This window comes from Mesorhizobium sp. ORS 3428 (genome assembly GCF_001854785.1).
Classification (GTDB): domain Bacteria; phylum Pseudomonadota; class Alphaproteobacteria; order Rhizobiales; family Rhizobiaceae; genus Mesorhizobium.
Genome location: NZ_MDFL01000115.1, coordinates 580737 through 593741 on the forward strand (window position 1 = coordinate 580737; position 13005 = coordinate 593741).

At 64.7% G+C, this 13005-nt stretch carries 13 protein-coding genes; 7 read left to right on the forward strand and 6 right to left on the reverse strand.

Annotation, left to right across the window (positions count from 1 at the left end; translation table 11 throughout):
* Positions 1-36: 36 nt before the first annotated feature.
* Positions 37-432: a VOC family protein gene (locus tag ORS3428_RS16020; RefSeq protein WP_071099300.1), complete on the reverse strand. Its 396-nt coding sequence runs from the start codon at positions 430-432 to the stop codon at positions 37-39.
* A gap of 240 nt (positions 433-672) precedes the next feature.
* Here ORS3428_RS16020 and ORS3428_RS16030 point away from each other — a divergent pair, with 240 nt between their 5' ends.
* A complete protein-coding gene (locus tag ORS3428_RS16030) occupies positions 673-978 on the forward strand; it encodes a ribbon-helix-helix domain-containing protein (RefSeq protein ID WP_071099209.1) in 306 nt (101 codons plus the stop codon).
* A 96-nt stretch (positions 979-1074) separates the two neighbouring features.
* Here ORS3428_RS16030 and ORS3428_RS16035 read toward each other — a convergent pair whose 3' ends face one another.
* Positions 1075-1782, reverse strand: coding sequence for a DeoD-type purine-nucleoside phosphorylase (locus ORS3428_RS16035; protein ID WP_071099210.1), 708 nt, complete (start codon positions 1780-1782; stop codon positions 1075-1077).
* A gap of 68 nt (positions 1783-1850) precedes the next feature.
* Positions 1851-4436 carry a cell cycle histidine kinase CckA gene (gene cckA / locus ORS3428_RS16040; protein ID WP_071099211.1) on the reverse strand — a complete coding sequence of 862 codons (2586 nt, stop codon included), beginning with the start codon at positions 4434-4436 and terminating at the stop codon, positions 1851-1853.
* Between the two features lie 213 nt (positions 4437-4649).
* Between cckA and ORS3428_RS16045 the strand changes: the two genes are divergently transcribed.
* Positions 4650-5369: a flagellar biosynthetic protein FliO gene (locus tag ORS3428_RS16045; protein WP_071099212.1), complete on the forward strand. Its 720-nt coding sequence runs from the start codon at positions 4650-4652 to the stop codon at positions 5367-5369.
* Positions 5370-5402: 33 nt separating this feature from the next.
* On the opposite strand, the gene ORS3428_RS16050 is transcribed toward ORS3428_RS16045, so the two are convergent.
* Complete coding sequence (locus tag ORS3428_RS16050; protein WP_071099301.1) at positions 5403-6416, reverse strand: sigma-70 family RNA polymerase sigma factor; 1014 nt, start codon at positions 6414-6416, stop codon at positions 5403-5405.
* Positions 6417-6579: 163 nt separating this feature from the next.
* On the opposite strand from ORS3428_RS16050, the gene ORS3428_RS16055 reads away from it, so the two are divergent.
* Positions 6580-7371, forward strand: a complete 792-nt coding sequence (locus ORS3428_RS16055; RefSeq protein WP_071099213.1) for an SDR family NAD(P)-dependent oxidoreductase — start codon at positions 6580-6582, stop codon at positions 7369-7371.
* A 102-nt stretch (positions 7372-7473) separates the two neighbouring features.
* On the opposite strand, the gene dksA is transcribed toward ORS3428_RS16055, so the two are convergent.
* Positions 7474-7890 carry an RNA polymerase-binding protein DksA gene (gene dksA / locus ORS3428_RS16060; RefSeq protein WP_040972254.1) on the reverse strand — a complete coding sequence of 139 codons (417 nt, stop codon included), beginning with the start codon at positions 7888-7890 and terminating at the stop codon, positions 7474-7476.
* A 254-nt stretch (positions 7891-8144) separates the two neighbouring features.
* On the opposite strand from dksA, the gene ORS3428_RS16070 reads away from it, so the two are divergent.
* The 4 genes from ORS3428_RS16070 to ORS3428_RS16085 all read left to right on the forward strand — a co-directional run bounded on the left by ORS3428_RS16070 (position 8145) and on the right by ORS3428_RS16085 (position 11923).
* Positions 8145-8648 carry a SixA phosphatase family protein gene (locus tag ORS3428_RS16070; protein ID WP_071099215.1) on the forward strand — a complete coding sequence of 168 codons (504 nt, stop codon included), beginning with the start codon at positions 8145-8147 and terminating at the stop codon, positions 8646-8648.
* 62 nt (positions 8649-8710) lie between these two features.
* Entirely contained in the window at positions 8711-10180 is a 1470-nt protein-coding gene (locus ORS3428_RS16075; RefSeq protein ID WP_071099216.1) for a YcjX family protein, read from the forward strand.
* Positions 10177-11274: a YcjF family protein gene (locus ORS3428_RS16080; RefSeq protein ID WP_071099217.1), complete on the forward strand. Its 1098-nt coding sequence runs from the start codon at positions 10177-10179 to the stop codon at positions 11272-11274. The genes ORS3428_RS16075 and ORS3428_RS16080 overlap by 4 nt, the downstream gene beginning before the upstream one ends.
* 94 nt (positions 11275-11368) lie before the next feature.
* Entirely contained in the window at positions 11369-11923 is a 555-nt protein-coding gene (locus ORS3428_RS16085) for a hypothetical protein (RefSeq protein WP_071099218.1), read from the forward strand.
* An 89-nt stretch (positions 11924-12012) separates the two neighbouring features.
* Here ORS3428_RS16085 and ORS3428_RS16090 read toward each other — a convergent pair whose 3' ends face one another.
* The gene (locus tag ORS3428_RS16090) at positions 12013-13002 is read right to left on the reverse strand and encodes an ABC transporter ATP-binding protein (protein WP_071099302.1); all 990 of its coding nucleotides are present in this window, start codon (positions 13000-13002) and stop codon (positions 12013-12015) included.
* Positions 13003-13005 lie beyond the last annotated feature (3 nt).

A 13005-nucleotide genomic window follows, 5' to 3' on the forward strand; every position in this document is an offset into this window, starting at 1 on the left:
GCTGGCGCCGCGCCGGCCCGCGCGGCCCGTTGTCCCCTATAGGAAGCGCCCTCCCCGTTGCAGGACCTCGATCTTGTAGCCGTCGGGGTCTTCGATGAAGAAAAAGCGGGCGATGAGCGCCCCGTCGCGGTTGAACTCGACGATCTTCTTCGGATTGAAGCCGAGCGCGCCGAGCCGGTCGTGCTCGCTGTCGAGATCGGCGACCGAGACCGCAAGATGGCCGTAGCCGTCGCCCAGCGCATAGGGCTCGGTGCGCCCCTTGTTGACGGTCAGCTCTACTTCGAACGAAGTGTCGGCATTGCTGAGATAGATCAGCGTGAATGTCTCGAAATCGAGCCGCTGCGCGACATCGAGGCCGAAGGCCTTGTTGTAGAAATCGACGGACCGGGCCTCGTCGAGAACCCGGATCATGGTGTGGATCGCCTTCGCCAAATCGGACTCCGCAGCTTTCATGCTCTCGAAGGCGATTATGCGCGCCGGCGAAAAAAAGTGGTGGCAGCCGATTACCACGCGTGCGCCCGCAAAATGGGTAATGTCGCCCCCGTTCCTAAGGACGAAAGTCCGATTGCCGTTGCCGGCCGTCAGGCCGAAGATGGCAATTGCAGGCAGTATTCAAGAGAGGCGCCAACCGGTTCAATCGGCGCCCAAGACCGACAAGAACGGGAGGTAACGATGTGCAGAGTCTTTGCCGGGCAGGATCCGGAAGGCTACCGGCAGATCAACCGGTCGATCCGCATAGACGGCCATTCGACGAGCATTCAGCTCGAGGCGACATTCTGGGCGCTGCTCGACGAGATCGCCGAGAGCCAGGGATTGACGACGCCCAAATTCATCTCGACCCTCTATGACGAGGCGATCGAGATCAACGGCCAGATCCCCAACTTCGCCTCGATGCTGCGCACCACCTGCGCGCTCTATCTGCGCGGTCACCGGCCGACAGCAGGGGAACGGGCAGCGCTGAAGCAGGTGGCTGCCTAATCCATGTCGCCCAAAGTGCGCAGCGGTTTTGGCGGAACGGCATGCATCAAACGAGACTTGAAGCGCATCGCCTGAATCCGTTGCAACGCGACGCGCTCAACTTGCCGTCGCGATTTCGAGCGCCAGCCGCGTCATGTCTCTGAACAGCGCCTGGCGTTCTGCGTAATCGGTCTGCTCGTCCGTGGCGACATGGTCGACCACGGTCAGCAGCGACAGCGCACGCGCGCCGAACTGCGCCGCGATGCGGTAGAGCGCGCTGGTTTCCATATCGACCGCCAGCGCGCCGGCCGCCCTCGGCCCGTCAAACCGTGCGCGGCCGTCTGGATGATGGAATATGTCGCTGCACACTGTCAGCCCGGCGCGGCAGGCTATGCCGAGATCGGCGGCTAGCTGCAGTGCCAGTGCGTGGAGCGCCGGATCCGGTCCCGCCGGCTGGTATAGTCCGAACACCTGTCCGCTCATGGCGCCCTCGGCGCTCACGGCACTGGAAATGACCAGGCCGCGCAGCGGCACATCCTCGGACAGGGCGCCGCATGTGCCGGTGCGGATCAGCGTTTTGGCGCCGTGGAAGTCGAGGAGTTCATAGGCATAGATCAGGAAGGACGAAACGCCGATGCCAGTTGCCTGGATGCTGACCGGCTTGCCGCGGAAGCGGCCTGTGAAGCCGAGGGCGCCGCGACGGCGATTGACGCAGCGCGGCGACTTCAGAAAGGTCTTCGCCATCCATTGAGCGCGCTCGGGATCGCCCGGCAGCAAGATCGTCTCGGCATAGTCGCCCCTGTGCGCCTCGATGTGCGGCGTCATGCATGACCCCCATCACGCAGCCATCCCATGTCATCATGGCAGGGTCGCCCAGATGCGCAAGCATCTTGTCAGGATTCCAGAACGTCCTTGACGATGGTGGCCAGTTGCTTGAGCGAGAAGGGCTTGGGCAGGAAACCGAAATGCGCGTCGGCCGGCAGGTTTTTGGCGAAGGCGTCCTCGGCATAGCCGGAGACGAAGACGAACTTGACGTCCGGCTGCCGCTTGCGCAGTTCGCCGAGCAGCGTCGGACCGTCCATCTCCGGCATCACCACGTCGGAGACGACGATGTCGACCTTGCCGCCGAGGGCTTCGAAGACCTCCAGCGCCTCGACGCCGGAAGACGCTTCATGGACGGTGTAGCCGCGCGAAGTCAGCGCCCGCACGCCGCCCATGCGAACGGCGTCCTCGTCCTCGACCAGCAGCACCGTCGCCGAACCTGAGAGATCCTTCACGGTGTCGGCCGGCTTGGGCGGCGCCGACGCCGCCGCGGCCGGCGCCTCACTTTGCTCGATGACCTTCTTCACCTCGGCGACGTGGCGTGGCAGGAAGATGCGGAACACCGTTCCTTTGCCCACTTCGGAATCGCAATAGATGAAGCCGCCGGTCTGCTTGATGATGCCGTAGACCATGGACAAGCCAAGGCCAGTTCCCTTGCCGACCTCCTTGGTGGTGAAGAACGGCTCGAAGATCTTCTTCAGCACATCCGGCGCGATGCCGCTGCCGGTGTCCTCGACCTCGACGAGGACATAGTCGGCCGCGGTAAGCTCGCGATAGCCGAAGGACTTGCACTCATCGGCCGCGACGTTGCGGGTGCGCACCGTAAGATCGCCGCCGGCAGGCATAGCGTCGCGCGCGTTGACGGCAAGATTGACCACCACCTGCTCGAATTGGCCGATATCGACCCTGACCGGCCACAGGTCGCGGCCATGGTCGATCTTGAGGCGGATGTCGTTGCCGACCAGGCGGGCAAGCAGCATCCGTAGGTCGGCGAGCACGTCGGTGAGGTTGAGCACTTCCGGCCGCAGCGTCTGCTTGCGCGAGAAGGCGAGCAATTGCCTCACCAGGGACGCCGCGCGGTTGGCGTTCTGCTTGATGTTCATGATGTCGGGGAAGGACGGGTCCGACGGCCGGTGGTTGGTGAGCAGAAGGTCCGACGCCATGATGATGGCGGTGAGCACGTTGTTGAAGTCGTGCGCGATGCCGCCGGCGAGCTGGYCGACCGCCTGCATCTTCTGGCTTTGCGCCATCTGGCCCTCGAGCGCCTTCTGCTCGGTGGTCTCGACCGCGTAGACGATGGCCGACTCCTCCGCACCTCCGCCGCCGGCGCCGTCGACGACGGCGTTAACGTAGAAGCGGATGTGGCGCTCCTCATTGCCGGGCAGCAGCGAGTCGATCGGCTCGATATTGGCCTGGCGCTGCCGCGCCTTTTCGAAGGCGGCGGCAAAGCTGGGCCGATCGCGCTCATGCACCACGGTCTCGAAGCGCACGCGGCGGTCGACCGCGTCGCGGTCGACGACGGATGAAAACAGCGACAGGAACGGCGCGTTGGTGCGCAGGATGCGCCCGCTGGCATCGACACCGGCAATCGCCATCGGGGTCGAATTGAAGAAGCGGGTGAAACGGACCTCCGAGGCACGCAGGTCGGCGGAAGCGTCCTCGCCTTGGGTGCGGTTGAGAACGATGGTGCGGGTCGGCCCGTTCACTCCCTCGCGGCTCGCCGAAACGCGGTGCATGAAGCGGACCGGCAGGGCCTGGCCGCTCATTGTGGTGAGGTCGAGATCGATCACCGCGTTGCGCGTGGCGCCGGGGTCCGCCTTGACCGAGCGAACAAGCGCCATGCCGTCGCCGGCCACGATTTCCGGCAGCGTGACGGCGCCGGGAGTGAAGCTGGCAAGGTCGATGCCCAGCCATTCGGCAAGCGTCGCGTTGATATAGGTTACGCGGCCTTCCTGGTCGGCGGAGAAGAAGCCGGCCGGCGCATGGTCGAGATGGTCTATCGCCTTTTGCAGGTCGAGGAAAAAGCGCTCCTGCTCGGCCCGCTCCTGCGAGATATCGGCGATCTGCCAGGCGAGCATCGGCAGCCGCTGGCCGGGCACGTTGAAGGCACGGGCGCGGGCGCGATACCAGCGCGCGCCAGGCTCGGCCCCGGGCTTGATCGACTGCGCCAGGCGGAATTCACCGTCGCCGGCCTGGCCGTCGCGCAGGCCGGAGGCCAGCCGGTAGATGGTCGTCGAGGCCTCGGGAACATCCGAAAGCAGCCCCTCGACCGTCTTGAGGTCGGCCGCCGATGCGGCGCCTGTCATGTCGGCATAGGCCCGGTTGGCATAGATGACGCGCCCCTTGGTGTCGGTGACCAGGAGGCCCTGCGACATCGAATCGACGAAAGCCTTCGACAACTCGTCGCCGGTCGAGCGCGGAGCGATCTGCACGAAGCCGATCGCGGTCGCAAACAGGAAGCCGACGCCGATCATGGCGAGCACGCCCAGCATGCCGAGCAGGAAAGGATCGCCAAGGCGCTCGCGGAAGAGCCCGAAGACGATTGCGGCGCCGGTCAGAACAACGATGAAGACGATCAGCCTGGTGACGGCGCCCGGACGCGTGTTCTGGTCGATGATTGGTACCGGATAGAAATCGCCGCGCGTTTCCTTGGCCATGTGCCCCCTGCTCGTGATTCCCATGCCCCGACACACCCGCGAACGGCAGCTTGAATCACATTCTCCTGTCTCGGAAAAGGCCCCGGGGGCRAATGTCCGATAAAATCAACGATTCATGTTTCAAACTGTTCACGATGCTTGATGCGAACTTGCGGCGGGCCGCCGCAACGGTCTAGTGTCGCGTCACCTCACAAATGGCGATTGGGTGTACCGATGCTACAGTGGCTGGATAGCGTAGCGGGTCCGGGTTATGTCGCTGCAATCCTGTGGACGTTTGCGGCCCTCATCCTGCTGGTCGTGGTCCTCCTCGTCATCAAGGTGGTCCGCAACCTGACCTTCGGCACCTTCGTTGCCGGCGGCAGGAACCGCAAGACGCGGCTCGCCGTCATGGACGCCACCGCCATCGACAGCCACCGCCGGTTGGTGCTGGTGCGGCGAGACGATATCGAGCACCTGATCCTGATCGGCGGTCCGACGGACGTCGTGGTCGAACGCGACATCAGGCTGGCAGCACCTCGCCGCCCGGCGCTGACCGGCGACAGCGGCCAGCAGCAGCCTGCCGCACCGCGCCCGCGCGCGCCCCAACCCGCGCCAGCGCCGGCGAGACAGCCGCCGGCACCTGCGCCGGCTCCGGCCAGCGAGCCCGCGGCGCGTCCGCGCTCGACCACGTCCGCGCCCAAGCCGATGGCACCGAGCCAGTCGACCACCGCAAAGGTCATGCCGCTGCCGGCCTATGGCTCGGCGAACAACAGCATGCGGCATCCCCCGCCGCCGCCCTCCAACGATTCGGTCGACGATACGCTGATGCACGAGCTCGAGGCATCGCTGGACGAGTCGCACCCCAAGCCGGCAAGCAGCAAGCCGGCGACCAAGCCCTCGCTCGACGACGAGATGACCAAGCTTCTCGGCGAGCTCGCCAGCCACAAACGCTGACGTGTCGGCGCGCGGCCGTGGTTGGCCGGCGGCTTATCGACCTGGAAGCGTTCGAGGCAGGTCGAACCATGGCAGCACAGTGTTTTCGAACCTGGTCATGGCGCAGATCCTATTCCCGGACAGCGTCAACACGATGAGGCCGATCCCGTGGCTGATTCCGTCGGTCCCGCGCAGATAGGCGCCGAAGGCCGGTTGGCCGTTGGCCCTGGTCGCCACAAGGTCGAACCTGCGCCCCGCGCCGAATATGCCGGCGCAGAAACGAACCACGAGATCCCGCCCCTGGTATTCGAGCGGCATTGGCGGCATCGAGATGAAGACGTCGTCGGTGAGCAGCGTTACCAGCGTGTCGAGATCGGCGGCTTCATAGGCTCCGACGAACTTCGCCACGATCGCCTTTTCCTGTGCTGAATGGGCGGCAGGCGCCGGCTCGCGGCTGGCTGATGGCAGCGTCCGACGCTGCATGCCGGCGCGCGCCCGCTTGAGGGCGCTGTTGGCCGATTCCACCGTCGAATCCAGCATCTCGGCAACCTCTTTGGCCTCGAACCCGAGAACATCGCGAAGGATGAGGATGGCGAGTTGGCGGGGCGGCAGCACCTGCATGGCGGTGACGAAGGCCAGTGAAATGGACTGCGTCCGCTCGTAGAGCGCATCCGGGCCAAGCGGCGCATCGAAGGCCCCTTCAAGCAGGCTGTCGGGAAACGGCTCCAGCCAAACGACCTCACCGAGCCCGGTCGGTTCGGGCGGTTCGACGCCGGGAATGTCCCAGGCCTTGGCGGGCCGCCGGCTGGCGGCGCGCCGTGCGTTGAGGCAGCGGTTGGTGGCAATCCGGTAGAGCCATGTGCGCAGCGAGGCGAGACCTTCGAAGCTGTTGAAACCCTGCCAAGCCGACAGCAGCGTGTCCTGGAGAGCGTCCTCGGCATCCTGGAAGGACCCCAGCATGCGGTAGCAATGCAGCTGTAGTTCGCGCCGGTGCGGCGCAATCAGGTTCCGGAACGCGTCGCCATCCCCTGCCCGGGCCTTGTCGATCAGGTCGGCCATGCTCGTCATCGCGCTTCCCCGCGTCTCCTTTCGCCTCATCCCGTTAGACACCGGCCGACGTTCGAAATGGGCGGCGCCCAGTTTTGCGAGGCGGCGGTGTCTCTATCGGCGGACGGCTCCAACGCGCGGACGCGTTCGAGCGGCCAGGAACCAAAAACGAAAGGAACAGGACATGTTGCTGAAGGGCAAGATAGCGGTGATCTACGGCGCAGCCGGAGCGATCGGCGGCGCCGTCGCACGTGCATTTGCAAGCGAGGGTGCCAGGGTCTTTTTGACGGGGCACATCCAGGCGCCTGTCGAGGCTGTCGTAAAGGACGTGGTATGGGCCGGCGGCGCCGCCGAGGCGGCGGCCGTTGACGCACTCGACGAGCAGTCCGTGGAGACACACCTGCAATCGGTGGTCGACAAGGCCGGCCGCATCGACATCTCGTTCAATGCTATCGGCATGGCGGCACCCGCGATATTGGGCGTGCCGCTGGCCAAGATGGACGTCGCACAGTTCTCCCTGGCAATCGCGACCTACACGAGGTCCTATTTCCTGACGGCGCGCACGGCAGCGAGGCACATGATCCCGCAGAAATCCGGGGTGATCATGACAGTTACCGCATTGCCGGCGCGGATCGGCACCCCGCTCAACGGCGGCTACGGGCCGGCCCAGGCGGCCAAGGAAGCGCTCACYCGGGACCTGTCCTACGAGCTTGCGCCGCAGGGCATTCGCGTTGTCGGCTTGCGGYCGCACGGCCTTCCCGAAACCGGCACGATGCGCGATGTCTTCGAAGTTAAGGCAGAGGCCTCGGGCATGAACTGGGACCAGTTCCAGGCCTATCTCGCCGGCACAACGCATCCCAAGCGAGTCATGGCGCTCGACGAGGTTGCCAACATGGCGGCCTTCATGGCCTCGGACAGGGCAAGCGGGATGACCGGAACCACCGTCAACCTGACCATGGGGGCTTTGAACGAGTAGCCGCCGTCGGGGGGATTGCCCATGCTGTAGCCTTGCGGAGGTAGCCCAAAGAAAAATGGCCGGGGAAAATCCCGGCCATTTTGCAATTCCATGCCTGTCCGCTCAGTCGTCGCGGTAGACCTTCTCGCGGCGCTCGTGGCGCTCCTGCGCCTCGATCGACAGCGTCGCGATCGGGCGAGCGTCGAGCCGCTTCAGCGCGATCGGCTCGCCCGTTTCCTCGCAATAGCCATAGGTGCCTTCATCGATGCGCTGCAGCGCGGAATCGATTTTCGAGATCAGCTTGCGCTGGCGATCGCGGGCGCGAAGTTCGATGGCTCGGTCGGTTTCGGAGGAGGCTCGGTCGGCTAGGTCGGGGTGGTTTGCGTTTTCTTGCTGGAGGATTTCGAGGGTTTCACGCGCTTCGCGAAGGATGTCATTCTTCCAAGTGATCAGCTTCTGTCGGAAGTATGATTTCTGCCGTTCGTTCATGAACGGCTCGTCTTCGGAGGGTACGTAATCGGCGGTTACGATATCGTTCATTCGACTCACCCAACAACCCCAAATTTGGCGCCTATATATTCGCGGACAAGGGGCTGCACAAGCACAAACGTTAACAGTTTCACGCATTTGTTAGCCTCGCAGAGGCAAGCATCCGCGATGGCCTTTTTTTGAAAGCGGAGGTCGAATTCCTCCATGAGTCGGCGTCGTTGCGTGTCGCCGCCCATTGTGYACGACGCCGTTCTGGTGACTAATCGCCAAAACGCTCAGCGCATTCAGCATAATGGGGGAACCGGTTGAGCAGACTTTATCTGTTGAGGCATGCCAAGGCCGGATGGGCGCTGCCAGGCGTTCGTGATTTCGATCGACCGCTCGACGAAGCGGGCATGGCCGACGCCGAGGCGATGGGCGATGCCATGCGGGCGCGCAACTACGTGCCCGACACCACGCTTTGCTCCAACGCCAAGCGCGCCCGGCAGACGCTGGAAGGTCTCGCGGGCCGCACCGACACCGGCCGGGTGCTGTTCTTCGACACGCTCTACAGCGAGGATGCCGCCGGCTATCTCGAGATTATCCGCCAGAATGGCGGGGCCGGCTCGCTTCTGGTGATCGGCCACAACCCGATGACGGAGGATCTTGCCATGGCGCTGTCTGGCGACGGCGACGAGGCGGCGCGCGGCCTGCTCAACCATGGCTTTCCCACCTCCGGCCTCGCTGTCGTGCGTTTTCCCGGCAATCTCGGTGAGGCAGCTCCGGGCAATGGCTATCTCGAGGCCTTTCTCACCCTTGCCAATCTTTGACACCGTTTCAAACGGCGGCGTCAGCGCCTATATCGGAGCCAACCAGCGCCCGGGGATCTGTCTTGGCTTCATCGCTGACCACATTTGCCGACGAGGCGAGGATTGCCCTGGACACGCTGTCGGGCCGAGCCGCCGGGCTCTTCTCTCCAACGCTGCGCCTGGGCGTCACCGGCCTTTCCCGTGCCGGCAAAACCGTCTTCATTTCCGCCCTCGTGCATAACCTCATCCATGGCGGGCGGCTGCCGCTGTTCGAAGCGCAAAAGTCGGGCCGCATCGCCCGCGCCTTCCTTGAAGAACAGCCGGACGATGCCGTTCCGCGCTTCCAGTACGAGGACCATGTTGCTGCCCTGGTCAACGACCGCACCTGGCCGGATTCGACGCGTGCCATTTCCGAGTTGCGGCTCACCATCGAATATGAGTCGGCCTCCGGCTGGAACCGCCTGTTCTCGGCCGGAAAACTGTCACTCGACATCGTCGACTATCCCGGCGAATGGCTGCTCGATCTGCCGCTGCTCGGCAAATCCTTCGCCGATTTTTCGCGCGAGGCGGTGGAACTCGCGGCCCTGCCCGTGCGCTCGGACCTTTCGCAGGCCTGGCGCGAGCTGGCCTCCGCAATCGATCCGAACGCCGATGCCGACGAAATGACGGCGCGCCGCCTCGCCGAAAGCTTCGCCGCCTACCTCAGGGCCTGCAAGTTCGACGAACGCGCGCTGTCGACGCTGCCGCCAGGTCGGTTCCTGATGCCGGGCGATCTCGAAGGCTCRCCGGCGCTGACCTTTGCGCCGCTGATGAAGCTTTCCGAGGGACGACCCCGTTCCGGCTCGCTGCAAGCGATGATGGAGCGGCGTTTTGAGGCCTACAAGACCCATGTCGTAAAGCCGTTCTTTCGCGAGCACATCACCCGGCTCGACCGGCAAATCGTGCTGATCGACGCCATGCAGGCGCTCAATGCCGGCCCTGCCGCCATGGCCGATCTCGAACGGGCCGTCACGGAAATCCTCTCCTGTTTTCGGCCCGGCCGGGGCAATTTCGTCACCGACCTTTTTTCGAGGCGCATCGATCGCATCCTGGTGGCGGCGACCAAGGCCGACCAGCTGCACCATGAAAGCCATGACCGCCTGCAGGCGATCGTGCGCCGGCTGGCGGACCGGGCGGTGGCGCGGGCGAATTTCAGCGGCGCCGACGTCGACGTGGTCGCCATGGCGGCGGTGCGTTCGACCCGCGAGGGCACGGTCAAGCAAGGCCGCGAGACATTGCCGGTCATCATCGGCGCGCCGCTGAAAGGCGAGAGGATCGACGGCGAGACATTCGACGGCAAAACCGAAACCGCCATTTTCCCCGGCGATTTGCCGGAAAAGGTCGACGCGGTGTTCGACCTTTCCGGAAAGCCGGAAGACAATGAGCCGTCGATCCGCTTCGTCCGCTTCCGCCCGCCGAAGCTCGAGCGCACGGCTGAAGGCGTCACGCTCTCGCTGCCGCATATCCGGCTCGACCGCGCGCTGCAGTTCCTGATCGGAGATCATCTGGCATGACCCCGCCCCGCAAACCGGCGGCCTTCCGCATCGAGCCCGAGGCGCCGCCCAGGCAGGAGGGCACGCAGAAGCATCGCACCGAGGAACCCCACGCGCGCAAACCGCACGCCGCCAGGGCTGATGCCGCGGTCGTCATCCCTTCGGAAATCGACGTCTTCGACGAACCGGACCTCGAGCAGGCCGCGCCGCCGCCGGCAACCGCTCCAAGGAGACGGTCGCTGCTGGCGCGCCTGTTTTTCGGCGCCTTCGGCGTGCTCGTCTCGCTCGCGGTCGGCCTGTGGACGGACCAGCTCATTCGCGACCTCTTCGCGCGCGCCGAATGGCTGGGCTGGCTGGCGGCCGGCATGGCGGCGATCGCGCTTTTGTCGCTGCTTATCATACTGATCCGAGAGTTCCTGGCGATCGCGCGCCTTGCCGAAGTGGAAAAGCTGCAGCGTCGCGCCCTGGATGCGGTGGCGCGCGACGATCCCAAAGCGGYGCGCGCCCTGGTCGACGAGCTTTCCGCCTTTGTCGCGGCAAAACCCGAGACCGCTGCCGGGAGGCGCTCGCTCGCCGAATTGCGCGGCGAGATCATCGACGGCGGCAATCTGGTTCGGCTCGCCGAGACCGAGATACTGTCGCCCCTCGATGCCCGCGCCAGGACGATGATCCTGGAGGCCGCCAAGCGCGTCTCGCTGGTGACGGCGGTCAGCCCGCGCGCGCTCGTCGATGTCGCCTATGTCGTGTTCGAAGCCGGGCGACTGATCCGACGCCTCTCGGAACTCTATGGCGGGCGCCCGGGCACGCTGGGCTTCTTCCGGCTGGCCAGGAGTGTGCTCGCCCATCTTGCGGTTACCGGATCGATCGCCGTCGGCGACAGTTTCGTGCAGCAGATCGTCGGCCATGGCCTGGCCGCGAAACTCTCCGCAAAGCTTGGCGAAGGCGTAGTCAACGGCATGATGACGGCGCGCATCGGCATTGCGGCGATGGAAACAGCACGCCCCCTGCCGTTCATTGCGGCAAGGCGTCCGGGACTTGGCGACTTCCTCTCGGCGCTCACCTCGTTCGCGGCACGCAAGGATGACCAAAGCGAGCAACGCCGAGCAACAAGGTAAACGGAGAAACGGCCGTCAGTGACGAAGCATTAACCAATCTTCTTCATGGTCGCTTCTGTTCCAAGAACAGACTCTGTTGTGCCGGGTGTTGTCCATGAAAAGCGTGATCTTGTCCTGCGTCCTGCCTGTGACGGTTGCGGTTGCCGCACCGCTCGGCCTCGTCGAAAAGGCCTTAGGAGCAGAGCCTGACAAGCAGTTTTTCCACTCGGTCGAAGGCAAATGGGTCGGCCCTGGCGAAATCATCGCCGGCAAGTACAAGGGCACCAAATTCACCTGCAATTTCAATGGCTCTACGCCTGACGGCAAGGTCGGCATGACGCTCGACGGCGACTGCCGGGTCGGCATGTTCACCCAGAAGATGTCGGCATCCGTCGAACGCAAAGGCCGCGACGGCTACAAGGGCAATTTCATGGGCGGCGCGGCGGGCGACGGGCTCGACATCATCGGCGGCAATGTCGTCGATCCGCAGAAAGTGGTCTTCACCATCAACCGCAATCAGTTGAACGGCGTCATGCAGGCCCGTATCCCCGACGACAACTCGATGACCGTGACGGTCGCCGTGCGCGTCAACAAGCAGCTGGTGCCGGTGATCGGCATGAGCCTGAAGCGGGTCGACACGGTTGAGGTCGGTTCCATCGCCAAGAACTGATCGCGGCTCACCTTTTCCAGGAATAGTGCCGTGCAGCTTTGCGTCCGCGGCCATCCAAATGGCCTGCGGTTTTCGAAGCGCCGGTCGGCTCAGCTCAGTGTCGGGAAGTGGCAGGCAACCTTACGGCCGGCCTGACGCTCCTTCAGTTCCGGCCGCTCCGTCCGGCACCGTTCCACCGCGATCGGGCACCTGGGATGGAAGCGGCAGCCGCTCGGAGGCTTGAGCGGGCTCGGAACGTCGCCGTTGAGGATGATGCGCTTGCGCGCTCCGCCGGGCGTCGCCTCCACGACAGGAACCGCCGAGATCAGCGCCTGGCTGTAGGGATGCGCCGGGGCTGTGAACACCTCTTCCGCCGGGCCTTCCTCGACGATCGAGCCGAGATACATGACGGCGATCCGAGTCGAAACCTGACGCACCACGGAGAGATCGTGGGCGATGAAGATGTAGGTGAGTTGCAGCTTTTCCTGGAGGTCGGCAAGCAGGTTGACGATCTGGGCCTGCACCGACACGTCGAGCGCGGAGACGGGTTCGTCCAGCACGACCAGATCGGGATTCAACGCAATCGCCCGCGCTATGCCGACGCGCTGGCGCTGGCCACCGGAGAATTCGTGCGGATAGCGCATCACATGGTCGGGCAGCAATCCGACCAGATCGAACAATTCGGCGACGCGCCCGGCGATCGCCCGGGATGAAAGCTTGCTGTGGATGCGCAGCGGCTCGGCCACGAGATCGCCGACACGGCGGCGCGGATTGAGCGAGGCCGACGGATCCTGGAAGACCATTTGCAGGCGCCGCCGCAGCGGCCTGAGCTCGGATAGCGACTTCGAGGCGATATCTTCTCCCTCGAACAGGAGCTCGCCGTCGGTGATGTCGTAGAGCCTCACTAGGCAGCGCGCCAGGGTGGACTTGCCGCATCCGGATTCTCCGACCAGCCCCACGGTTTCGCCTCGCCGCACCGCGAGCGAAACATTGTCGACGGCATGGACGGCCCGCCTGCCCTCAGCGGAAAAGCGGCTGCCGATCGAGAATCGCTTGCCCAGCGATCGCGTCTCGAGGATTGGCCGGTCGTTGTCGCTCATCGA

Excerpts from the sequence above, each read along its gene's own strand:
- ORS3428_RS16030 (WP_071099209.1), top strand. The coding sequence starts at position 673 with ATGTGCAGAGTCTTTGCCGGGCAGGATCCGGAAGGCTACCGGCAGATC.
- ORS3428_RS16035 (WP_071099210.1), bottom strand. The coding sequence starts at position 1,782 with ATGACGCCGCACATCGAGGCGCACAGGGGCGACTATGCCGAGACGATC.
- ORS3428_RS16045 (WP_071099212.1), top strand. The coding sequence starts at position 4,650 with ATGCTACAGTGGCTGGATAGCGTAGCGGGTCCGGGTTATGTCGCTGCA.
- ORS3428_RS16050 (WP_071099301.1), bottom strand. The coding sequence starts at position 6,416 with ATGACGAGCATGGCCGACCTGATCGACAAGGCCCGGGCAGGGGATGGC.
- dksA (WP_040972254.1), bottom strand. The coding sequence starts at position 7,890 with ATGAACGATATCGTAACCGCCGATTACGTACCCTCCGAAGACGAGCCG.
- ORS3428_RS16085 (WP_071099218.1), top strand. The coding sequence starts at position 11,369 with ATGAAAAGCGTGATCTTGTCCTGCGTCCTGCCTGTGACGGTTGCGGTT.
- ORS3428_RS16090 (WP_071099302.1), bottom strand. The coding sequence starts at position 13,002 with ATGAGCGACAACGACCGGCCAATCCTCGAGACGCGATCGCTGGGCAAG.